This is a genomic window from Actinomadura litoris, from assembly GCF_009733595.1.
In the GTDB taxonomy this organism is placed as follows: domain Bacteria; phylum Actinomycetota; class Actinomycetes; order Streptosporangiales; family Streptosporangiaceae; genus Spirillospora; species Spirillospora litoris.
The window spans coordinates 501404-523679 of sequence record NZ_WOFH01000002.1 but is presented as its reverse complement, the minus strand read 5'-3'; the positions used below and the strand labels follow the sequence as shown (position 1 = coordinate 523679).

Genomic DNA, 22276 nt, shown 5'->3' with positions numbered 1-22276 from the left:
ACCAAGGATCGGGGCGGGGGTTGTTCGTTGACGCGTGGTAAGGGCTGCGCGCACTGTCCGGGAAGCCACACCGGCGAGCGGCCGTGCGCGGCGAGCGCGACGACGAAGGCGCGCTCCTGGCTCCTGATCGAGCACCCCGGGCCCTGGCCGGAGCGGATCGAGCAGATCACCGCCCCCGGCCCGGGCCCGCGCGGGGGGGCGACCCCCCACACCCCCCGGAACGACCTGGTCGCCGACACCGTCCGGGCCGCGCAGGCCAAGGGCGTCCGCCCCCAGCTCATCCGCCGGTCGGGACGCAGGCGCCCGACGCCGCCGCTCCAGGTCTACGCCGCGTACTCGCAGGGCGACACGGTGTGGATGGAGGGGCGCGAGCTGGCCGGCCCGGCCGAACTCGCCGGGCTCGACCTCGACGCGCTCGCGGCGGGCGTCCGCCCGGGATTCGGCGAGCCGGTCCACGAACCGGTCCTGCTGGTCTGCACGCACGGGCGCCGCAACGCCTGCTGCGCGCGGACGGGCGCCCCGCTGGCCCGAGCGCTCACGCGACGTTTCGGCCGCCTCGTCTGGGAGACCACTCATGTCGGGGGCGACCGGTTCGCCGCGAACCTGGTCTGCCTCCCGCACGGGCTCTGCTACGGCGACCTCGGAGAGGCCGAGGCCGCCGCGGCGGTGCACGCCTACCTGCGCGGCGAGGTCGTCCTGGACCGGCTGCGCGGCCGCGCCGGAACTCCCGAACCGGCGCAGGCGGCCGAGCACCACGTCCGCGCGGCCACCGGACGGCTCGCGCTGGACGCGGTGACCGTGGAATCGGTCGACCCGGCCCCGGGGCCCCCGAACGGGACGTCCCGGTACTCGGTGGTCGTCACCAGTCGGCGGAGCCGTTACCGGGCGGTCGTCGAGGCCGTCCAACTCCCCCATCCCTGCGGACCCGAGTGCGATGAGAACCAGAGAACCCACGTTGTTAGGGAACTCACCCTTCTCAACGAGGCGGCCCTCGTGTAATCTCACGGAGGCCCCATTCGAGGGTCTCCCTGTCGCACGACCCCAGGTTTCCGGAGTAACCGGACGGGGAACAGAGCGGCAACTCCAGACGTTGGACCATTCGGCGCTTCTGACTCATGTCACCTGAAGCATGTCGAGCGTCCATGTCCCGAAATTGTTCGAAACCAATCAAGGTGGGTGTTCCATGGCTCAGGTACGTCGGCAGGCAAACCTCCCTCGTCCCAGCTGGGGCTGGCAGGACGCCGCGGCGTGCCGGGGGGAAGACCTCGTCCTCTTCTTCGGTCCCGACGGCGAGCGTCAGCCCGAGCGCGAGATCCGCGAACGCAAGGCCAAGCAGATCTGCATGGGCTGCCCCGTCCGCTCGGACTGCCTGGACTACGCGGTGTCCCGGCCCGAGAAGTACGGCACGTGGGGCGGACTCAACGAAGACGAGCGCGCATCCGAGCGCCGTCGCCGGATGCGTCGCGCCAACGCCGCCTAGCCGGCCGTCGCGCCGGCGGCCAGGCCGCTCGAACGCTCCCATCGCGCACCCCGGCACGCCACCGAGAAACGTCACGGCCCCGCCCCGCGGGGCCGTTTGCGTTGCCCGCGTCCACTCCTCCCCCGCGGCTCCCGGATTTCGCCGCTTTACCGTAACGGGAGATGGCGCGTGGCCTTTTCCCGGACATTCGCACGATCCATTCCCGGCCACCGCGCCGGCGCGGCTCCTCGGCCCGCCTCCTCAGCCCGCCTCCCGCGGCCTCGCCAGCCAGGCGACCACGTCACCGTCGGTGAGCTGACCGAAGTCGAGGTACCACTGGCCGACCGCGTGGAAGTCCAGCGGCGCGGCGGGCACCACCAGCTCGTCCACCTCCGCCTCCAGCGACCCGACGGTCTCGGCGGCCGCCACCGGCACCGCGAGGACCAGCCGGGACGGCCCGCGCTCGCGGGTCGCCCGCACGGCCGCGCGGGCGGTGCCCCCGGTGGCGAGGCCGTCGTCCACGACCACGACCGGCCGCCCCGCCGTCTCCGGCAGCGGGCGGTCCCCCCGGTAGACCCGGACGCGGCGCTCCAGCTCGGCGCGCTCGGCGGCCACGATCGGCGCCACGTCGTCCTCGGTGAGGCCGAGCCGCCGCAGCAGCCCCGCGTCCAGCACCGGCGCGCCGCCCTCGGCGATCGCGCCGAGCCCGAGCTCGGGCTGCGGCGGGTAGCCGATCTTGCGGGTCACCAGGACGTCCAGCGAGCCGCGCAGGCGCCGCGCGACCGCGTGCCCGACCGGGACGCCGCCCCTCGGCAGCGCGAGCACCACCGCGCCGTCCAGGCCGAGCGGGACCAGCCACTCGGCGAGCACCTCTCCCGCCGCGAGCCGGTCGGAATAGGGCAGTGACTTCCACCGCATAGGTGCACCCCCAGGCAATCGAGCACCTGAGGCAGTCCTACCCAGGATCCGGGCCCCGACCGGGCACCGGCCAGGGACCGGGGCGCGTCAGGAGGCGGCGGACCCGGCGGTCAGCCAGCGGAGCGGGTTGTCGCGCAGGACACCCTCCAGCGTGGCCTCGTCGGCGCCCGCCGCGCGCAGGGCCGGCAGGAACACCTCGAAGAGGTAGCCGTAGCCCACGCCGCCGTTGCGGGCGACCTGGTCCATCCGCGAGACGCCCGTGCTCAGCAGCACGCGGTCGGCGTGCCCGGCCTCCAGCAGGTCCATGACGCCGCGGACGCGGGCGCCGATGGCCGCGTGGTCCTCGCCCGCCAGCCCGAGCGTCCCGAACGACACGTAGGCGCCGGTCTCGGCGATCTTGCGGTGCTGGCCCGGGTCGTCCACGCGGTCCTGCTGGCCGACGGCGACGCGGCCCGGCGCCAGCCCGGCCGCGGTGAGGATCTCCAGCTGCGCGACGCCCGCGCGGCCGTAGGTCGCCACCGACAGGCCCGAGTAGCGGGCGGCCTGGGCGGCGGCGCGCAGGCACGCCTCCTCCGCCTCGGTGGGCGCCTCACCCCACGCGCCGATCTCGCCGATCACCCCGGGCAGCGAGTTCGTGCCGTCCAGCCCGAAGCCGATCTCGGCGAGCAGCCGCTCGGCGATCCGCTCGACCCCCGCCGTCTCCCCCGCCTCCAGCGCGGTGCGGACGAAGTCCGGGTGGAAGGGCTCGGTGAACACGCCCGTCCCGGCGACGACGGCCACCCGCGACCCGGCGCTGATCCGGGCGAGGCCGGCGGCGTCGCGGCCCATCCCCGAGCAGCTCAGGTCGACGACCAGGCCGAGGCCCGCCGCGGCGCGCAGGTCCGACAGCTCCCGCGTGACGGCCTTCTCCTCGTCCAGCCACCGGTAGGGGTCGGCCTCGGCCAGCTTGGGCCGCGACGGCCAGCGCAGGTCCATCCGCAGGTGCTCGTGGGTGAGCACCGGCCCGGTGATGTCGGACGCCGCGATCGTGCCGGTCACGGTCCGCAGCCGGCCGGTCTTCTCACGAGGGGTCATGTCACGCGAGGTTACGACATGTTTAATCCATTCAGGACGACCCCGGACATAGTTTTTACCCGCGGCCGTCGCCCTCGGCCGCGATGCGCTCCTCCAGCCCGTCCGGCTCGGCCCGCCCGTCCGGCTCGGCCCGCCCGTCCCGGACGGCGCGGGCCCGCGCGGTCCCGGCGCTCGGCCACAGCCGGTCGATCTCGGCGTTCAGCGCGGCGCCGATCAGCACCGCGAGCGCCGCCACGTACAGCCAGGCCAGGACGGCGATCGCGGCCGACAGCGACCCGTACACCGACACGCCGCTCAGCGAGCCGGTCAGGTAGAGCCGGAGCGTGACGCTGCCGAGGATCCACATCAGCAGGGCGACGACCGCGCCCGGCACCTCGCGCCACCAGGCCGTCCGCACCGGGACGCTCATGTGGTAGAGCGTCGCCAGGAACGCGATCGACAGGCCCACCACGACCGGCCAGTAGAACATCAGCACGAACCCGGCGCCCTCGGGCAGCGCGTCCCGCACCAGCGCGGGCCCCGCCACCAGCAGCGGGATCAGGATCAGCATGACCAGCAGGCCGACGAGGTAGAGGAAGAACGCGCGCAGCCGGGTGCGGATCACGCCGCGGATGCCCGACAGCCCGTAGGCGATCGTGATCGTGTCGACGTAGACGTTGGTGGCCCGCGAGCCCGCCCACAGCGAGATCAGGAAGCTGACCGAGACGATGTCGGGGCTGCCGCCCTTGATCACGTCGTCGATCAGCGGGACGACGACCGACTTGACCGCGTCGTCGGTCAGCACGGTCCGGGCATGCTGGATCAGCCAGGCCCGGACGTCGGCGACGGTGTCGGCGCCGAGCGCGCCCCGGAAGTGGCCCATCGTGCCGATCAGCCCGATGACCAGCGGCGGCAGCGACAGCAGGGCGAAGAACGCCGCCTCGGCCGCCAGGCCCGTGACGCGGTACCGGAACGCGGCGACGGCCGTGTTGCGCGCGAGCAGCCACGCCGTCCGCGCCGCCGTGCGGGTCCACGCCCGGAGCGCCTCCCGGACGCGCCTGAGCGGCCCCCTGAACGGCGCGCCGGTGCTCGGCGCCCTCGACGCGCCCGTGTCGGACTCGCCCGCGTCCGACGGCTCCTCGGGCGCGCCCCGGCGGGCGGGGTCCCCGGCCGGCGAGACGCCCGCGGCGTCGGGGACGGTGGTCACACCACCCCACCGTAGAGCGTTACCTGCCCGGTACATTCCGCATCGCCCATTTCAGTGATCCACTCCGCGCGTGGCGTGCCGACCGCCCCCCGTCGCCCGAACCGTCCCCCGACCGCTTCGGGGGGCCTCCCGGCCCTCCGTTGTACATCCTCGCGCCCATACCCCCTTCGACGTCCCGGAACGTCGGCCGGCCCATGATCGTTTCGAGCGCCGCGGCCGGGGTCCGAGCATCGCGGTCCGTCGGTGACAATGGAAGGGTGATATGCCAGTCGTGCCGGGATCGCCACCACGGGCAGTGCCGTGGCGGGTCGTGGTGCGACTGCCAGCACCTGCCCTCCCCCGCCGCGGCCGCGGGCGGCGCCGCCCCGTCCGACCTCGGCGGGGAGCCCGGCCGGCCGGGTACCGGCGACGCCCCCGCACCGGAGCCCCGGGTGAACTGGAGACGGCAGGGATGACTCTTCTCACGTGCGCCGACGCCGGGCGTAACTGGACAGCCCGCGAGACGTCGTGTCAAAGTCTAGGCATGACTGCTGCGGATCCGTTGCTGGCGAAACGCCGGCACGTCGACTTCCTGCGCGTCCGCAGCGCGATCTGTCGCTGACGCCCCGACCACGCCCTGCTCGACGGGCGCGTGGTGCATCGGCGTCATCCCTGGCATCACCCTGCTCAGTGCCGAGCCGGCTGTCCCACACCGCCGGTGCGCTACGCGTCCCTCACCACCACAGATGAGGACGCGCGCCGTGCCACCCGCGATCAAGCGCAAGAAGAAGGGCGAGGGCCAGTGGGCCCTCGGCTACCGGGAACCGCTCAACAAGAACGAGGAGAACAAGAAGAACGACGACGGGCTCAACGTCCGCCGCCGGATCATCGACGTCTACTCCAAGGCCGGCTTCGACTCCATCGACCCGGCGGACCTGCGCGGAAGGTTCCGCTGGTTCGGGCTCTACACGCAGCGCAGGCCCGGCATCGACGGCGGCAAGACCGGCGCGCTCCCCGACGAGGAGCTCGACGACCGCTACTTCATGATGCGGATCCGGATCGACGGCGGCCAGCTCAGCGGCGCCCAGCTGAGCACGATCGCCGACATCTCCACCCGGTACGCGCGCGGGACCGCCGACATCACCGACCGCCAGAACGTCCAGCTCCACTGGGTCCGGATCGAGGACGTCCCCGCGATCTGGGAGGCCCTGGAGGCCGTCGGGCTGCACACGATGGAGGCGTGCGGCGACACCCCGCGCACGATCATCGGCTGCCCGCTCGCCGGGATCGCCGCCGACGAGATCATCGACGCGACGCCGCAGCTGCGCGACATCCACGACCGCTACATCGGCTCGCCGGAGTTCTCGAACCTGCCGCGCAAGTTCAAGACGGCGCTGTCGGGCTGCACCTCGCACTGCACCGTCCACGAGATCAACGACATCGCCTTCGTCGGCGTGGTGAACGAGGCGGGCGCGACCGGCTACCAGCTCTTCGTCGGCGGCGGGCTGTCCACGAACCCGATGTTCGCCAAGAGCCTCGGCGTGTTCGTCAAGCCCGAGCAGGCGCACGAGGTGTGGCACGGCGTCACCTCGATCTTCCGCGACTACGGCTACCGGCGGCTGCGCAGCCGCGCCCGGCTGAAGTTCCTGATGAACGACTGGGGCCCGGAGAGGTTCCGCGAGGTGCTGGAGAAGGAGTACCTCGGGTACGCGCTGCCGGACGGCCCCGAGCCGGACGCGCCGAAGGAGCGCCGCGACCACGTCGGCATCCACCCGCAGCAGGACGGGAACTTCTACGTCGGCTTCGCGCCGCGCGTCGGCCGGGTCAACGGCGAGCTGCTCGGCGCCATCGGCGCGCTGGCCGCCCGCTACGGCTCGGGCCGCGTCCGCACGACGATCGAGCAGAAGCTGGTCATCCTGGACGTCCCGGAGGAGAACACCGAGGCGCTCGCGGACGCCCTCGCCGAGCACGACCTCCAGGTGCGCCCCTCCACGTTCCGGCGCCAGATGATGGCCTGCACGGGCATCGAGTACTGCAAGCTCGCGATCGTCGAGACCAAGCAGCGCTCGATGGACCTCATGGACGAGCTGGAGAAGCGCCTCCCGGACTTCGACCAGCCCCTCACCATCAACGTCAACGGCTGCCCGAACGCCTGCGCCCGCATCCAGGTCGCCGACATCGGCCTCAAGGGCCAGCTCGTCGTGGACGAGAACGGCGACCAGGTCGAGGGCTTCCAGATCCACCTGGGCGGGCAGCTCGGAGCCACGTTCGGCAAGAAGGTCCGCGGGCTCAAGACCACCTCGGCGGGCCTCACCGACTACGTCGAGCGGGTGGTCCGCCGGTTCGACGAGCAGCGCGCCGACGGCGAGAGGTTCGCCGACTGGGTGCGCCGTGCCGACGAAGCCGATCTGAAGTAGCGGAGGGCAGCGGAAATGAGCGAACGTGCCGCGCCGTTCTACTGCCCGTACTGCGGTGAGGAGAACCTGGAGCCCCTCGCGGAGACCGGGGCCTGGTTCTGCCACGACTGCGTCCGTTCCTTCTCGTTGAAGTTCCTCGGTGTTGGAGCGCCCCAGACACGCAAGGAGATCCCTCGGTGACTCTTCTGGAGACCGACAGACCCACACTCGATCTTGAGGACATCGTCGCGTCCGCCGCCGCGGCCCTGGAGGGCGCGCCCACGCTGGAGGTCATCCGGTGGGCGTCGGCGACGTTCGGCGACCGGATCTGCCTGACCTCGTCCATGTCGGACGCGGCGCTGATCCACCTGGTGTCGAAGGTGAAGCCCGGCATCGACGTGCTGTTCGTCGACACCGGCTACCACTTCGCCGAGACGATCGGGACCCGGGACGCGGTGGAGGCCGTCTACCCGGTGAACGTGATCAACGTGACGCCCTCCCGGACGGTCGCCGAGCAGGAGGCCGCGCTCGGCCCGCGCCTGTTCGGCCGCAACCCCGACCTGTGCTGCCACCTGCGCAAGGTCGAGCCGCTCGGCCGCGCGCTGGAGGGCTACATGGCCTGGTTCAGCGGCATCCGCCGGGACGAGACCGCGAGCCGCCGCGACCGCCGCGTCGTCGAGTGGGACCGCAAGCGCGGGATGGTCAAGGTCAACCCCATCCTGGACTGGTCCCAGGAGGACATGGACAACTACATCGAGGACAACGGCGTGCTGGTCAACCCGCTGCACTACGACGACTACCCCTCGATCGGGTGCGCGCCGTGCACGTCCCCCGTCGCGCCGGGCGAGGACCCGCGCAGCGGGCGCTGGGCCGGGATGGGCAAGACCGAATGCGGCATCCACCTGTGAGCACCCCCCTGGTGGCGGTGGCGCACGGCAGCAGGGACCCGCGCGCCGCCGCGACGGTCGCGGGCCTCATGGACGCCGTCCGGGCGCTGCGTCCCGGCGTGCCCGTCCACGCCTCGTTCCTGGACCACGCGCCGCCCGCCCCCGGACGGGTGCTGGACGGCCTGGCCCGCGACGGCGCGGACGCGGCGGTCGTCCTGCCGCTCCTGCTCACCGCCGCCTACCACAGCAAGACCGATGTCCCGGGCGTGCTGGCGCGGGCGCGGAACCGGCATCCGCGCCTGCGGACCCGCACCGCCGCCACGCTGGGCCCGCACCCGCTGCTGATGGACGCGCTGGAGCGGCGCCTCACCGAGGCGGGGGTGCCGCCGGGCGACCCGGACACGGCGGTCGTGCTGGTGTCGGCGGGCTCCTCGGACGCCGCCGCGAACGCGACGATCCGGCGGCTGGCGCGGGAGTGGCGGTCACGGGGCTGGTGGGACGCGGTCCCGGCGTTCGCTTCGGCGTCGCGCCCGTCCCCGGCGGAGGCCGTGGCGGCGCTCCGCGCGGCGGGGGCGCCGCGCGTGGCCGTCGCGTCCTACATCCTCGCGCCAGGCCACTTCGCCGACAAGGTCCGCGCGGAGTCGCTCGCGGCGGGCGCGGACGCGGTGTCGCCGGTGCTCGGGGCGGCCCCGGAGGTCGCCGAGCTGGTCGTCCACCGGTACACCGAGGCGCTCGCCGCCCAGGCGGAGCCCACCGCCGTCTGACCCCTCAGGTGCTGCGGTCCTTCCACCAGGAGGCGATCGCGCGGCGCAGCGGCGCGTGGTGCTCGTCGTCCACGATCTTGACATCGCCCATGATCGCGTGGGCGACCACATGGACGACGGGGACCCGCGCGCCGGGCCGGGGCTCGCGGACCGCGACCCGCCGGTCGCCCATGACGGCGCGGCCGCTCAGCTCGACGGTCACCCCGTCCGGCACGATGATCTTGATGTCGCCCATCACGGCGGTGGCGTAGACGGTGACCTCGCCGGTGGGGACCTGCGCGCCGCGCAGGTCCAACTCGACGTCGCCCATCACCGACACGGCCTCCAGGCGCTCGTCGATGCGGCCGACGATGCGCTCCTTGCAGTCCCCCATGATCGCGCTGAACTTGCGCTTGACCTGCACGGGTGCCGGATTGGCTCCGGGCGCGCCCATGCCGGGCAGGTCACGGGTGATCAGCTCCAGGTCACCGCGCGTGACCGCGGCGTAGGCCGCCTCGGACCGCTCGGTCAGCTCCTCGAAGGTCAGCCGGCCCTCCACCGAGGCGACGCGCAGCCGCTCGACCACGGCCTCCCGCTCGGCGTCCGACGCCCGGACCACGCCCACCCCGGGCACCGCCGCGGGATCCACACCGGGCCCGCCCGCGGTCTCCGGCACCGCGGCGGGACGGGGCTCCTTCCGCAGGTCGGCGGGGCGGCGTTCCGGCGGTCGCCCCGGCTGCGGACTGGACTGACTCATGTTTCCGAAGGTATGCCTTCGAGCCTCGCGGGCAATCAGCCGCGCGGACGAGATCACCCCACCACTTCAGGAGGATGCCCCCGGGAGGCCGGTCGGGGGCACGGCCGGCACCCGTTCCGAACGGCATTCTGTATCGTTCTCCGTAACACCCCGCATACCCGGAGGGAGCACCGTGACCCACGAGGTCCTCAACCAGGTCCCCCCGCTCGCCGGCCACGACGTGGCCGACGACGCCGTGCTGCTGGACGGCCTGGAGCGCGAGGGCGCGGGCTGGGCGGTGCCCGAGGTGCGCGGGCTGGGCCGCCTGGCGGGCACCGGGCACGCGCAGGAGCAGGGCCGCCTCGCCAACGAGCACCCGCCCGTCCTGCGGACGCACGACCGCTTCGGCAACCGCGTCGACGAGGTCGAGTTCCACCCGGCGTGGCACGAGCTGATGACGGTCGCGGTGACCCACGGCCTGCACGGCTCCGCGTGGGCCGATCCCCGTCCCGGCGCGCACGTCGCCCGCGCCGCCAAGTTCTACGTCTGGCGGGTGGACGCGGGCCACGGCTGCCCGATCTCGATGACCTACGCGTCCGTCCCGGCCCTGCGGCAGGCACCGGAGCTGGCCGCCCGGTACGAGCCGCTGCTGGCCCGCCCGGAGTACGACTTCGGCCTCCGCGCCCCGCTGACCAAGAACGCGCTGCTGGCCGGGATGTCGATGACCGAGAAGCAGGGCGGCTCGGACGTGCGCGCGAACACCACCGAGGCGTCCCCGCTGCCGGACGGCACCTACCGCCTCACCGGCCACAAGTGGTTCACCAGCGCCCCGATGTGCGACATGTTCCTGACCCTCGCGCAGGCCCCGGACGGCCTCACCTGCTTCCTCGTCCCCCGCGTCCTCCCGGACGGGGCGCTCAACCCGCTGCGCCTGATGCGGCTCAAGGACAAGCTCGGCAACCGCTCCAACGCCTCGGCCGAGATCGAGTACGAGGGCGCGCTCGCCTGGCGCGTCGGCGCCGAGGGACGCGGCGTCCGCACGATCATCGAGATGGTCAACATGACCCGGCTCGACTGCGTCATCGGCGCCGCGTCGGGGATGCGCCAGGGCGTCGCCGCGGCCGCCCACCACGCCGCGCACCGCAAGGCGTTCGGCGGATACCTCGCGGACCAGCCCCTGATGCGCAACGTCCTGGCGGACCTGGCGATCGAGTCCGAGGCGGCGACCCTCCTCATGACCCGGCTGGCGGGCGCCACCGACCGCTCCGTCCGAGGCGACGGGACGGAAACGGCGTTCAAGCGCCTGGCGCTCGCGGTCGGCAAGTACTGGGTCTGCAAGCGCTGGCCCGCCCACACGGCCGAGGCCCTGGAATGCCTGGGCGGCAACGGCTACGTCGAGGAGTCGGGCATGCCCCGCCTCTTCCGCGAGTCCCCCCTGAACTCGATCTGGGAGGGGTCCGGCAACGTGGCCGCCCTGGACCTCCTCCGAGCCCTGCGCGACCCGCGAACACTGGAGACGTTCTTCGACGAGGTCGCCCTCTCCCAAGGAGCCGACAAGCGCCTGGACGCGGCCGTCAAGGACGCCAGGGAAAGCCTCACCGACACCGCGACGATCGAGTACCGCGCCCGCCGGGTGGCCGAGCGCCTGGCACTGGTCCTCCAGGCGTCGCTGCTGGTCAGGCACGGCCACCCGGCCGTCGCCGACGCCTTCTGCGCCACGCGCCTGGCCGGCGACCGGGGCGGCGCCTTCGGCACCCTCCCGCCGGGCCTGGACCTGGCCCCGATCATCGACCGCGCCACCCCGAAGATCGGCTGACCCCTGCTCCACCATCGGCGTCCGGAGTCTCCCGAGCCACGCGACAACCGACCCAGCGAGATCATTCCCGGGTGAAGGGGCGCCCCTGCTGGTGCCGGTGGCCGACGGGGGCGGTGCCCGTCGGACGCCGGGTGACCACGGAGCCTGGGTCGTGCCGGTAGGTGTGTTCAGGGGGCGTCTGGTTTGCGGGCGGTGAGCAGGCGGGTCGGTACCCACGGACTGCCCCACCACGCGCGCCAGCCGAGGCTGCGCACGCGGATGTCCTGGGCGTCCAGCCGGGCCAGCACGGCTGCGTACTCGCGGGGGGTCCGCCCCAGGTCGGCGATCAGCAGGCGGCCGCCCGGACGCAGCACCCGGTACGCCTCGGCGATCGCTTGGGCGCGGGTGTCCGCGCCGAAGATGGTGTGCACCGTCAGGCTGGACCCGACCAGGTCGAAGCTCGCCTCCGCGTACGGGAGCCTGCGCAGGTCGCCCCCGTGCACGTGGACGCGGTCGGCGACGCCTTCGGCACGGGCGTTGCGCAGGGTCGCCGCCGGGGAATTGCCGGACTGGTGCAGTCCGCGCCACAGGTCCACGCCGACCGCCCGGCCCCGCGGGAGGCGCCGGGCCGCGGCCACCAGGACGGCGCCACGGCCGCAGCCGAGGTCGAGCAGCCGTTCGTCGCCACGCAGGTCGAGCTCGTCCAGCACGTCCCGCCAGACCAGGAACTTGCCGCGCAGTGAGGTGTGCAGGCTCAGGGCCAGGCATCCCGCCAGCAGGGTGCCCGCGAGCAGCGCGGGCAGCGCGGCGACCAGATCGACGGTGACCGCCATCACCAGCCCGGTCACCCAGAACCCCACCACGACCAGGCCCACGAAGCTGAACCCGTAGGGCGCATCCACCCCGTACCGCGCGCCAGGCATCCCCATACTCTGCCACGAACCGGCCATTCGGGGGGCGGCTACGACGCACTGTTCCACCGCCGCCCCGGCTCGCCGCTGAATACCCGACACCGAGATGACGCCGCCTTGGTCTTCAGCCGTAGACCAAGGCCGGGACGTCGCGCCGCGCGTGGCACGGCAGCCGTTGATTTACCTGAAACGGCCCGGCGGGCGGAGCCTGTTCAACAGTTCGCTCCACCCGGTTCCCACAGCCAGGGGTACTGCCGGCGCAGAATGCCGATGACGCCGCGGCTCTGCCGCCGCAGATCGGCCCACTCCCGCGCAGAGAAGGGCGCTTCGCGCGACCAAAGCGCGCTCGGCCCATCGGTCATCTCAGCCAAGATTCGATCGATCTTGTTGAGCTCCTCCAGAAGAGCCGCATCAGCGGGCCGCGACGCAAGATGTTGGCCGGCGCCCCGGTACACGTCGTCGAACATCAGCGCCAACTCGTCGACACCCACACGTTCCGCGGTCACATAGGCGACCTGCTCTTCCGCATCCCGCCCCAGCCACCGCAGAGCATGAAGCAGCGGCCGAAGATAAGGGGCATCGCAATCCCCGTGCGCTTCATCCACCTGGCAAGACCTCCCGGGTCACCACTTTATGACCGGGAGTATCGCGAGCGCGTGGGAACGGGGGCCTGGGGGCGGGCTGGGCGGGGGGCGGCGCGCGGCGGGCGAGGGCGCGGCCGTCCGCCAGGGGCTCCCCCGCCGACCGCGCCGGGAGCGAGGTCCGCGCCCGCCGCGTCGTGGAGCCTTCCTGCCGGCCGCGCCCCCCGCCGGACGGTGGGTCAGTGGGCGGCCTCGTACTGCTCGATCACGGTCGCGGGGATCCGGCCGCGGTCGTTGACCTTGATGCCGGCGGACCGGGCCCACTCGCGGATCTCGGCGCTGCGCTCGCGGTTGCCGGCCCCGCGGCCGGCGCCTCTGCGGGCGCCGACGGCGCGGGCACGGCGGGCATTGTCCTTGTAGGGCGCGAACGCCTTGCGTAGTTTGGCCGCGTTCTTCTTGTTCAGATCAATTTCATACGACCGGCCGTCGAGGGCGAAGGAGACGGTTTCCTCCGCCGCCCCGCCGTCGAGGTCGTCAACCAGGAGAACCTGGACCTTCTGCGCCATGAGCAACTTCCTCCCACTCGGTTTCTCAGTTCGAGAGTAGCCGATGATAGGCGAGCTTTCCCAATTGCAACAGCCTTACGCCGATGAACGCGCGGAGTTCACTTACCGCAGTTCCTCGGCCGGGCGCCCGTGAAGCAACCGATATGCCCGGAAAGCCCGGCCCCCAGGGCTGTGCGGGGGCCTGACGAGGGCGTTCAGGTGCGGGAGAACTCCAGGCGGAGATTGTCCTTCTCGCTGAGCACCATCACCGCGCCGCCAGGTGCCCAGCTGTCGGACACCAGAAAATAATGGCCTCCGGCATGGGCGAGCAGGCGCAGGCCGCCATACCGGTAGCCGTAGGCGGCGTTCTTGCCCGGAAGCTCGGTCTCGGTCACCCCGGGGGCGGCCAGGAACAAACGCTTTGGGCTGTAGACGGTGACCTCGTTCTGCCGGTGAATGCCCGTGATGAGCTTGTCGGCGAGGGCATTGCCTTGCAGGGTCGCGTAGTTGGAGGTCCCCCAGAAGAGCATCACCACGACGGCGACCGCGACGAAAGCGCGCAGCAGCGGCTCCTTGTCGGCGGGCGAAGTCCCGCGCAACTGCGTGCCGTAGAAAGTGAGCAGCAGGCCCGCGCCGATACTGAGCGGCCAGGCGACGTAGGCGAACTCCCGCCCGCCGTCCAGGGCGAGGGCGCGGGCGGTGAACCCGAGCGCGTAGACCGCGAGCGGGAGCGCGAGCCAGCTCACCGAGAGGAACCCGAGCGCGCGGCGGACGAGGCGGTCCCGCGTCCCCCGGTCGCGGACCCTCGGGGCGAGCACACGGTCGACCTGGAGCCACACGAGCCCGCAGACGGCGACCAGCAGGAGCAGCACCAGGGCGGGACGGACACTCCGCAGCAGGTAGTCGCGCACGGACTGGCCGAGCACGCTCTCCTCGATCCCCACCCGGTCGGCCATGACGTAGTTGCGCTGCCAGCCGAAGTACACCAGCAGCGCCGTCAGCACGGTGACGTTGGCGATCAGCCCGGCGAGCCAGCGCAGCACGCCGGGCCCGACCCCCTCCCGCTCAGGCGGGGGCTCGGGGGCCTCCTGCGTCAACTCGGCTCCGCCGAGGGGGACGGCTCGTCGGTCGGCGGAGGCGACTCATCGGTGGGCGGGTCGTCGGGACTCACCTCGGGCGAGGGCGAGTCGGAGGTCCCCGTCCCGGGCTGGACGGCGGGGCAGTCGGCGAACGAGGACGGCGGCCGGTGCCGCAGCACGCTGCCCGCCACCGTGTAGAGCTGGCACTGGAACCAGTTGTCGTCGTATCCGGGCCACTCGTAGGACGCGAACTCGTTCAGCGCCGTCGCCCGGTCGCCCCTGCACAGCGCGATCCCGACCCGCAGGATCGTCTTGTCGCCCTCGTCGCTGAGGGTCCCGCCGCTCTCGCCGTAGGCGTCGTACTTCGCCTGGGCCCCGGCGCAGTCGCCCGCCCGGATCGCCATGTAGATCGCGCCGACCGCGACCGTGAGGCCGGGGTCGCCGCCCGGCAGGCTCCAGGGGTACTCCTTCGCACCGGAGCCGGAGCCGGAGCCGGAGTCGGAGCCCTGCCCTGAGCCGCCTCCCGCGCCGCCCTGGCCTGAGCCGGGCGCGCCGACCCCGGAGGGTCCGCCGGAGCGCGCCGGTGCCGTCTGCTCCGTCCCGGGGTCGTCGACCGCCCCGCAGCCGAGGACGAGCGACAGCGCGCCCGCGACGGCGCCGATCCGGAGACCCCTCATGGCCACCGCCCCCGCCCCTGCGACATCCGTATTCCGGAGAGTAGTTCGTCCGACACGTCCGCGGCCGCGATGGCCGGAGCGGGACGCGGGGATGGCCGAACCGGGCCATGACGATCCCCGTGGCGGGACGGTTTCCCCGCGAGCGGGACACCCGGCCACGAGGCTCCGAGAGAAGCGATATGGACACGCGAGACATCCCCGACGACGTCCCGACCTCCGCCCGTGTCTACGGGTGGGCCCTCGGCGGCAAGGAGAACTACCAGGTCGATCGGGAGTTCGCGCTGAGGACGGCGCCCGCCTCCCCCGAGAGCGTCGACATCACCCGGCAGAACCGCCTCTTCCTGTACCGGGCCGTCCGCCACCCGGTCGTGGAGGCGGGCATCCGGCAGTTCCTCGACATGGGCTGCGGGCTCCCGGCCGACGCCAACGTCCACCAGGTCGCCCGGGAGTTCGCGCCGGACGCCCGGGCCGTCTACGTCGGCATCGACCCCGTCGTCCTCGCGCACGCCCGCGCGCTGCTCGCCGGGGACGGCTCCACCGTGGTGATCACCACCGACCTCCGCGACCAGGAGGCGGTCCTCGGCCATCCGGAGGTCGGCCGCCTGATCGACTTCGACGAGCCGCTCGCGGTGCTGTTCCTTTCGGTCGCCCACCACCTGCTGGACGCCGACGACCCGCGCCGCGTCCTGCGGACGGCGCTGGAGCGCGCCGCGCCCGGCAGCCACCTGGCGTTCTCGGAGATCGTCTGCTCCGACCCCGTCCGCGCCGCCGACCTCGACGCCCGGATGGGCGCCGCCGGGATCGCGTGGCAGCCCCGCACCCGCGCGCAGGTCGACGCGCTCCTGGACGGCCTGGACCCGGTCGAGCCCGGCCTGGTCAACGTGGTCCACTGGCGTCCCGACCCGGGCCAGCCGCCGCCGGCGCCCGTGCCCGGCGAGCTGACCCCGTTCGTGGGCGCCTCCCGGATGGGACGGGACTTCCGCGAGTACGGCGGCGTCCTCCGCAAGCTTTGAGGCGCCCCGCCGACCCGGCGGCGTGCTGCGCGGAGAGCGCCACCCGCGACACTAAGCTGCACGTGAGGGGTGGAAAAGGTCGCGGACGGAGGTGGGCAGTTGGGGAGACGCCATGGTTCCCCGCTGACGATCCTGCCCTTCGCGATGATGGCGCTCGTCGCCGCCGTCGACCTGTCCGCCGGGCCCGGCGTGGGCTACCTGCCGCTGCTTTCGCTCGGCCCCGCGTTCGCAAGCCTGGCCGGGGGCGTGCGGCGGACGGCGTGGGTGGGCCTGTTCGCGATCGCGCTGTGCGCGGGCCTGGCGCGGCACGACGAGATCATCGGCACCCGCGCCGGCGACGCCACCTTCATCTCGGTCGTCGGCGTGACGGCCGCCGGGATGCTCGCCGCCGCCTACCGCGAGCGCAACGAGCGCGAGCTGGCCGACGTGCGGACGATCGCCGAGGTGGCGCAGCGGGTGCTGCTGCGCCCGATGCCGCGCCGGGTGGGGCCCGTCCGCGCGGCGGTCCGCTACCTGTCGGCGTCCGCCCGCGCGAGGATCGGCGGGGACCTGTACGAGGTGGTGATGACCGCCCAGGGCGTGCGGGTGATCGTCGGCGACGTCCAGGGCAAGGGGCTGGACGCGGTGGAGACGGCGGCGGTGGTGCTCGGGGCCTTCCGCGAGGCCGCCTACGACGAGCCGGGGCTGCCCGACGTCGCCGACCGGATCGAGCGGGCGCTGGCCCGGCAGCTCACCAGCGAGCAGTTCGTCACCGGGGTGCTCGCCGAACTCGACCCGGCGGGCCGGCTCACGCTGCTCAACCGCGGCCATCCCCCGCCGCTGCTCATCCGTTCCGGTCGCGCGGTGCAGGCGCTCGACCCGCCGGAGCCGGCCCCGCCGCTCGGCCTGTCGGGGCTCGTCGAGGAGCCCGCCGCGCCGTTCTCGGTGGGCTTCGCGCCCGGCGACCGGGTGCTGTTCTACACCGACGGGGTCGTGGAGGCGCGCAACGACCGGGGCGTGTTCTACCCGCTGGCCGAGCGCGCCGACCTCCTCGTCGGCGCCGATCCCGAGACGGCGCTGGACGCGCTCCAAGCGGATCTGCTCCGGTACGCGGGCAAGCCGCTCGACGACGACGCCGCGATGCTGATGCTGACCACGGAACCGTCCATCACCGCCTGACCGCGGGCGCCCCGGCGGGGGTGAATCCGGCCCGCCCGCACGGCCTTTTCGACGCGTACTGAAAGCGCGCTGAAATTCCGATCATTGACACAACGCGGCGCCCGTCATGATCCTTGGGACCGGCACGACACGCCCCCCGCCACGTGCCACGGCAAGCGCGCGCATGCCGACCGCTCCGCCCCCGCCAAGGAGTAGCCCCATGCCGCGTCGAAGCATGCTCACGTGTGCCGCGCTAGCCACCCTCACGGTGGCTCCGGTGGCCGTCCCCGCCGCCGGAGCCACCGCTCCCGCCGCCGCGATGCCCCCGGGCGAGAAGCCGCCCGCGGCCGCCGCGTCCCCGGCCTCCCCCAGCCCGGACGCGCCCAAGAGCGGGACCGTCACCGAGGCCCGGCCGTTCACCCGCGGCGCCGGGGGCGCGAAGGCCGCCCGCGCCTTCCGCGAACTGCACGGCATGCGGGTGCGGCGCGAGCAGCTCCACCATTTCTGGGGCGTCGAGCCGACCGCCGCGAGCCACGACGGGATGATGGCGACGCAGAGCGTCGACACCTCCTACCGGGTGTCCAACAGCGCCGACTTCACCTACACGCCCACCATCAAGGCCGCCGGGTCCTGCATGGAGGTCACGACCGTCTATTCGCAGGCCGTCGGGAACGAGATCTGGGCGTGGGACTGGTGCGGCGGCAACGGGCCCGCCAAAGAGATCAAGATGGACGCCGCCTTCCTGCAGACCTACACCCAGGTCGTGAACGGCCATCCCGCCTACAACATCCAGCTCGTCAGGACCGGCACGAGCGGGAACGCGTGGTCGGCGTACCTCTACAACTACAAGACGGCCAGTTGGAGCCTGTTCTACAGCAAGTCGGGAACCGACACGAGCCAGCTCGCCTACGGCTGGGACATCTTCGAGGTGTACGCCAGCCGCAACGCCTCCACCGGGAACGCCTACTACTGCGCCGAGGCCAAGAACGTCGTCTTCGAGAGCAGTGCCATCCAGCTCCGGCAGAACGGCGCGTGGCGTCCGGCGGGAGCGTCGGACTCCCCCTGGCAGCCCTACACCGACCCGAACCCGCGCGACTACTGGTGCCCGACGCTGAAGTTCGTGCGCGCGGGCGCGAACGACCACTGGATCGTGCGGCAGTAGCGGCGGCCGCGGCGACCCGACCAGCCCTTGTTCACGGATTTGTTAGGAAAGTGTCCTGACCGGCGCGGATACGAGCGGTAGGTGAGGAGGCGGCTACGCACGGGCCCGCCGGGGCGAGCCGGAAGCGCGAATTGATCGTAGGCTGAAGGCCATGCCCGACGGTCGCCCCCCATGCGCGTGCGTGATCTGCCACGACCACGGCGACCGCGACCGGCTCGACAACTTCCGCCTCCGCACGATCGTGCACATCACCCAGTACGGGTGGAGCGTCGTCCTCGTCCACCCGGAGGGGGACGTCCCGGGCTGGGCGTACACGATCGGGCTGTGGCACAGCCACCGCTCCCCCGAGCTGGCGATGTTCGGCGGCGACGTGTACGAGACGGAGGAGACGCTCAACGCCCTCGGCCGGCGCGCCGCCGACGGCGCGGAGCCCTCCAACGGCGAGCGGCGCGACGACGTCGTCCGGGGGCGCCCGGCGGCGTTCCGGGCCGTGGACACCCGCTGGTACGACGCGCTGTTCTCCGGGGCGGTCACGTTCTACCGGCAGCCTCCGCTGCCGTTCCTCCAGGTCGTCTGGCCCAACCCCGAGGGCCTGTACCCCTGGCAGCCGGGGACCGAGCTGGAGTTCCGGCGCGCGCAGCCGTGGCTGTGGCTGGCGCCGTCGCAGCACTCCCCGGGCGTCTGGACCCGCCGGCTGCGCGCCACGGGGCTCTGACCGGCCCGTTCGGGACGCCGTACGCCGTAGGATCGGCCGGGTGTTCGGGCCGATCGCCGAGACCATCAGCACGCCGCGCCTCGTCCTGGAGCCGCTGGCGGTCCACCACGCGGCCGAGATGGCCCCGGTGCTGGACGACCCGCGCCTGCACCGCTACATCGGCGGCGAGCCCCTGACCGGCGAGGAGCTGCGCGCGCGGTACGAGCACCTCGTGGCGGGCCCGGCGCCGTTCCACCAGGAGGGCTGGCTCAACTGGGTCGTGCGCCGCGTCCGGGACGGGCAGGCCGTGGGCTACGTCCAGGCGACCGTGACGCCCGCGCGCCCCGGCTACACCGTGGCGGCCCCGGCGGACGGCTCGACGGTCACGCCGTCGGCCGCGCGCAACGCCGCGTCGGTCGCGTGGGTGATAGGCATGCCCTACCAGGGGTTCGGCTTCGCGACCGAGGCGGCGCGGGCGCTGGTGGGCTGGCTGCTCGCGCACGGCGCCGCCGAGATCGTCGCCTCGATCCATCCGGACAACGCCGCGTCGGCCGCGGTGGCGGCGCGGCTCGGGCTGCGGCCCACCGCCGAGACCGACGAGGACGAGATCGTCTGGCGTCTCCCCTATGGAGTGCCGCCGCGCGGGTAGGGCGGGTACGTCAGAATCGATCGGCGACGCCGAGTGGCGAGGGGGGCGCATGGAAGAGGCCGCGCGGGAGGTATGGCCCGGGGACGCGTATCCGCTGGGCGCCACCTGGGACGGCGCGGGCACGAACTTCGCCCTGTTCTCCGAGGTGGCGGAGCGGGTCGAGCTGTGCCTGTTCGACTCCGAGGGCGCCGAGGTGCGGCGCGACCTGCCCGAGGTGGACGGACTCGTCTGGCACGGGTACCTGCCGGGCGTCGGCCCCGGGCAGCGGTACGGGTACCGGGTGCACGGCCCGTACGAGCCCGGGGAGGGGCACCGCTGCAACCCGGCGAAGCTGCTGCTCGACCCCTACGGCAAGGCCGTGGACGGCGCGCTGCGGTGGCACGAGTCGCTGTTCTCCTACCGCTTCGCCGAGCCGGCGGCGCTCAACGAGGACGACAGCGCCCCCTACATGCCGAAGAACGTGGTGGTCAACCCGTTCTTCGACTGGGGCGACGACCGGCCGCCGCGCACCCCCTACCACGAGAGCGTCATCTACGAGGCGCACGTCAAGGGCCTGACCAAGCTGCATCCGGAGATCCCGGAGGACCTGCGCGGCACCTACGCGGGCCTCGCGCACCCGGTGATGATCGAGCATCTGCTCGGCCTGGGCGTGACGGCGGTCGAGCTGATGCCGGTGCACCAGTCAGTGCCCGAGCACGCGCTGGTGGCGCGGGGCCTCGGCAACTACTGGGGCTACAACACGATCGGGTTCCTGGCGCCGCACAACGGCTACGCCTCGGCCGGCAGCGGCGGGGAGCAGGTGGCGGAGTTCAAGGCGATGGTCCGCGCGCTGCACGCGGCGGGCATCGAGGTGATCCTGGACGTCGTCTACAACCACACCGCCGAGGGCGACCACCTCGGCCCGACGCTGTCGTTCCGGGGCATCGACAACGCCTCCTACTACCGGCTGCGCGACGACGACCGCCGCTACCACCTCGACTACACCGGCTGCGGCAACTCGCTGCACGTCCGCAACCCGCACGCGCTCCAGCTCATCATGGACTCGCTGCGGTACTGGATCCTGGAGATGCACGTGGACGGGTTCCGCTTCGACCTGGCCTCGGCGCTGGCGCGGGAGCTGCACGACGTGGACCGGCTGTCGACGTTCTTCGACCTCGTCCAGCAGGACCCGGTCGTCTCGCAGGTCAAGCTGATCGCCGAGCCGTGGGACGTGGGCGAGGGCGGCTACCAGGTCGGCAACTTCCCGCCGCTGTGGACGGAGTGGAACGGCCAGTACCGCGACACCGTCCGCGACTTCTGGCGCGGCTCGTACGCGACGATGCCGGAGTTCGCGTCCCGGCTGACCGGCTCGTCGGACCTGTACGAGCACAGCGCGCGGCGGCCGTTCGCGTCCATCAACTTCGTGACCTGCCACGACGGGTTCACGCTCGCCGACCTCGTCGGCTACGACCACAAGCACAACGAGGCCAACGGCGAGGACAACCGGGACGGCACCGACGACAACCGGTCGTGGAACTGCGGCGCCGAGGGCCCCACCCGCGACCCGGCCGTGCTGGAGCTGCGGGCGCGGCAGCGCCGCAACCTCCTCGCGACGCTGTTCCTGTCGCAGGGCGTGCCGATGCTCTCGCACGGCGACGAGATGCGCCGCACGCAGCAGGGCAACAACAACGCCTACTGCCAGGACAACGAGATCTCCTGGGTGCACTGGGACGATCCCGGCGACATGGAGTTCGTGCGGACGCTCTCGCTGCTGCGCCGCGACCACCCGGTGTTCCGTCGGCGCCGGTTCTTCACCGGGACCGGCACCGGCGCCGCCGCCGACATCGCCTGGCTGACCCCGGCGGGCGAGGAGATGACCGACCACGACTGGCAGGCCGGGTTCGCCAAGTCGCTCGGCGTGTTCCTCAACGGCGACGCGATCACCGAACCCGACCCGCACGGGCGCCGCGTCCGCGACGACTCCTTCCTGCTGCTGGTCAACGCGGGTCCGGACGCGGTCGGGTTCACCGTGCCCGGCGGCGAGTACGGCGAGCGCTGGGAGTTCGTCCTGGACACGGCCGAGCCGGACGCGGCGGGCGAGCGCCCGAGCGTCAAGGCGCGCGACGACCTGCGCGTCCCCGGCCGCTCGCTGCTCGTCCTGCGCCGCCTCGGCTGAACCCGCTCACCTGGCCTGGACGATGACGGTGAGGAACACGAGGACGACGGTCACGGCGGCGACCGCCCCGTGCACGGCGACGGCGGTGGCCGGGAACGCCTGCTCGGCCCCCCGCGCGTGCCGCCCGCCGCGTCCGACGAGCCAGCGGGTGAACAGCATGAAGCCCTGGAAGGCGACGACGAGCAGCGCGGCGAACGCCCCCCAGGCGTACCAGGCGGTGCCGGTGAACAGGTAGGCGATCCAGGCGGCGAGCCCGGCCACGGCGGCCAGGGGGTGCCCCACGACGACCAGGATCGGGAACCGGGTGACCTTCGTCGACCGGCCGCCGTTCGCCATCCAGACGACCAGCAGGTAGCCGCCCACCGCCGCGGCGAGGACCCACGCGGTGAGCGCAGCGAACTCCACGTCCGCTCCCTTCGGTGCGGTTCTCGTTCCCCGTGGCCCGAGGTCCCAGTGTGACGCGGCGGGCACACCTCCATGACTGATTCGTACAGATTGCC

23 protein-coding genes are annotated in these 22276 nt (G+C 72.9%); 13 read left to right on the top strand and 10 right to left on the bottom strand.

Translation table 11 applies throughout. The annotated features are described in order from the left end of the window. The first annotated feature begins 27 nt into the window (after window positions 1–27). Together GNZ18_RS06885 and GNZ18_RS06880 are read left to right on the top strand one after the other, a co-directional pair. Window positions 28–999, top strand: a complete 972-nt coding sequence (locus GNZ18_RS06885; protein WP_156215351.1) for a ferredoxin family protein — start codon at window positions 28–30, stop codon at window positions 997–999. 184 nt (window positions 1000–1183) lie between these two features. Next, complete coding sequence (locus tag GNZ18_RS06880; RefSeq protein WP_156215350.1) at window positions 1184–1480, top strand: WhiB family transcriptional regulator; 297 nt, start codon at window positions 1184–1186, stop codon at window positions 1478–1480. A gap of 240 nt (window positions 1481–1720) precedes the next feature. Here the strand turns inward: GNZ18_RS06880 and GNZ18_RS06875 are convergent, their stop codons facing one another. The 3 genes from GNZ18_RS06875 to GNZ18_RS06865 form a co-directional block, all read right to left on the bottom strand. Beyond that, entirely contained in the window at window positions 1721–2377 is a 657-nt protein-coding gene (locus tag GNZ18_RS06875) for a phosphoribosyltransferase (protein WP_156215349.1), read from the bottom strand. An 87-nt stretch (window positions 2378–2464) separates the two neighbouring features. Beyond that, on the bottom strand, window positions 2465–3451 hold the full coding sequence (locus tag GNZ18_RS06870; protein WP_156215348.1) for a phosphotriesterase family protein: 987 nt from the start codon (window positions 3449–3451) through the stop codon (window positions 2465–2467). Window positions 3452–3506: 55 nt separating this feature from the next. Beyond that, window positions 3507–4637, bottom strand: coding sequence for a YihY/virulence factor BrkB family protein (locus tag GNZ18_RS06865; protein WP_312874342.1), 1131 nt, complete (start codon window positions 4635–4637; stop codon window positions 3507–3509). A 725-nt stretch (window positions 4638–5362) separates the two neighbouring features. Here GNZ18_RS06865 and GNZ18_RS06855 point away from each other — a divergent pair. From GNZ18_RS06855 to GNZ18_RS06840, 4 genes are read left to right on the top strand one after another with little or no spacing between them, the layout of a single operon-like run. After that, window positions 5363–7033 carry a nitrite/sulfite reductase gene (locus GNZ18_RS06855; protein ID WP_156215345.1) on the top strand — a complete coding sequence of 557 codons (1671 nt, stop codon included), beginning with the start codon at window positions 5363–5365 and terminating at the stop codon, window positions 7031–7033. A gap of 15 nt (window positions 7034–7048) precedes the next feature. Continuing rightward, window positions 7049–7213 carry an Insertion element protein gene (locus GNZ18_RS06850; protein WP_156215344.1) on the top strand — a complete coding sequence of 55 codons (165 nt, stop codon included), beginning with the start codon at window positions 7049–7051 and terminating at the stop codon, window positions 7211–7213. After that, entirely contained in the window at window positions 7210–7920 is a 711-nt protein-coding gene (locus GNZ18_RS06845) for a phosphoadenylyl-sulfate reductase (protein WP_214618928.1), read from the top strand. Before GNZ18_RS06850 ends, GNZ18_RS06845 begins: the two co-directional genes overlap by 4 nt. Then, window positions 7902–8663, top strand: coding sequence for a sirohydrochlorin chelatase (locus GNZ18_RS06840; protein WP_156215343.1), 762 nt, complete (start codon window positions 7902–7904; stop codon window positions 8661–8663). Before GNZ18_RS06845 ends, GNZ18_RS06840 begins: the two co-directional genes overlap by 19 nt. A gap of 4 nt (window positions 8664–8667) precedes the next feature. On the opposite strand, the gene GNZ18_RS06835 is transcribed toward GNZ18_RS06840, so the two are convergent. Then, window positions 8668–9399 carry a DUF1707 SHOCT-like domain-containing protein gene (locus GNZ18_RS06835; RefSeq protein WP_156215342.1) on the bottom strand — a complete coding sequence of 244 codons (732 nt, stop codon included), beginning with the start codon at window positions 9397–9399 and terminating at the stop codon, window positions 8668–8670. A 172-nt stretch (window positions 9400–9571) separates the two neighbouring features. Between GNZ18_RS06835 and GNZ18_RS06830 the strand changes: the two genes are divergently transcribed. Then, entirely contained in the window at window positions 9572–11194 is a 1623-nt protein-coding gene (locus GNZ18_RS06830) for an acyl-CoA dehydrogenase family protein (protein ID WP_312874341.1), read from the top strand. Window positions 11195–11361: 167 nt separating this feature from the next. On the opposite strand, the gene GNZ18_RS06825 is transcribed toward GNZ18_RS06830, so the two are convergent. The 5 genes from GNZ18_RS06825 to GNZ18_RS06805 all read right to left on the bottom strand — a co-directional run bounded on the left by GNZ18_RS06825 (window position 11362) and on the right by GNZ18_RS06805 (window position 14966). Next, complete coding sequence (locus GNZ18_RS06825) at window positions 11362–12096, bottom strand: class I SAM-dependent methyltransferase (protein WP_246249461.1); 735 nt, start codon at window positions 12094–12096, stop codon at window positions 11362–11364. 200 nt (window positions 12097–12296) lie between these two features. Beyond that, window positions 12297–12689 carry a hypothetical protein gene (locus GNZ18_RS06820; RefSeq protein ID WP_156215339.1) on the bottom strand — a complete coding sequence of 131 codons (393 nt, stop codon included), beginning with the start codon at window positions 12687–12689 and terminating at the stop codon, window positions 12297–12299. Window positions 12690–12904: 215 nt separating this feature from the next. Then, window positions 12905–13231 (bottom strand): histone-like nucleoid-structuring protein Lsr2, encoded by a 327-nt coding sequence (locus GNZ18_RS06815; RefSeq protein WP_156215338.1) that lies wholly within the window; start codon window positions 13229–13231, stop codon window positions 12905–12907. 194 nt (window positions 13232–13425) lie between these two features. Beyond that, a complete protein-coding gene (locus GNZ18_RS06810) occupies window positions 13426–14307 on the bottom strand; it encodes a hypothetical protein (protein ID WP_156215337.1) in 882 nt (293 codons plus the stop codon). Next, window positions 14304–14966 (bottom strand): hypothetical protein, encoded by a 663-nt coding sequence (locus tag GNZ18_RS06805; RefSeq protein WP_156215336.1) that lies wholly within the window; start codon window positions 14964–14966, stop codon window positions 14304–14306. Before GNZ18_RS06805 ends, GNZ18_RS06810 begins: the two co-directional genes overlap by 4 nt. A 179-nt stretch (window positions 14967–15145) precedes the next feature. Here GNZ18_RS06805 and GNZ18_RS06800 point away from each other — a divergent pair, with 179 nt between their 5' ends. The 6 genes from GNZ18_RS06800 to glgX all read left to right on the top strand — a co-directional run bounded on the left by GNZ18_RS06800 (window position 15146) and on the right by glgX (window position 21776). Then, window positions 15146–15979 carry an SAM-dependent methyltransferase gene (locus GNZ18_RS06800; RefSeq protein WP_156215335.1) on the top strand — a complete coding sequence of 278 codons (834 nt, stop codon included), beginning with the start codon at window positions 15146–15148 and terminating at the stop codon, window positions 15977–15979. Window positions 15980–16078: 99 nt separating this feature from the next. Then, complete coding sequence (locus GNZ18_RS06795; RefSeq protein WP_246249460.1) at window positions 16079–17137, top strand: PP2C family protein-serine/threonine phosphatase; 1059 nt, start codon at window positions 16079–16081, stop codon at window positions 17135–17137. A 199-nt stretch (window positions 17138–17336) separates the two neighbouring features. Further along, on the top strand, window positions 17337–18278 hold the full coding sequence (locus tag GNZ18_RS06790; protein ID WP_156215334.1) for a carbohydrate-binding protein: 942 nt from the start codon (window positions 17337–17339) through the stop codon (window positions 18276–18278). Between the two features lie 151 nt (window positions 18279–18429). Continuing rightward, entirely contained in the window at window positions 18430–18993 is a 564-nt protein-coding gene (locus tag GNZ18_RS06785) for a DUF4262 domain-containing protein (protein WP_156215333.1), read from the top strand. A 40-nt stretch (window positions 18994–19033) separates the two neighbouring features. Further along, window positions 19034–19621, top strand: coding sequence for a GNAT family N-acetyltransferase (locus GNZ18_RS06780; protein WP_214618921.1), 588 nt, complete (start codon window positions 19034–19036; stop codon window positions 19619–19621). A 49-nt stretch (window positions 19622–19670) separates the two neighbouring features. Next, window positions 19671–21776 carry a glycogen debranching protein GlgX gene (gene glgX, locus GNZ18_RS06775; protein WP_156215332.1) on the top strand — a complete coding sequence of 702 codons (2106 nt, stop codon included), beginning with the start codon at window positions 19671–19673 and terminating at the stop codon, window positions 21774–21776. A gap of 6 nt (window positions 21777–21782) precedes the next feature. Here the strand turns inward: glgX and GNZ18_RS06770 are convergent, their stop codons facing one another. Continuing rightward, window positions 21783–22181: a hypothetical protein gene (locus GNZ18_RS06770; RefSeq protein WP_214618919.1), complete on the bottom strand. Its 399-nt coding sequence runs from the start codon at window positions 22179–22181 to the stop codon at window positions 21783–21785. Window positions 22182–22276: the final 95 nt, after the last annotated feature.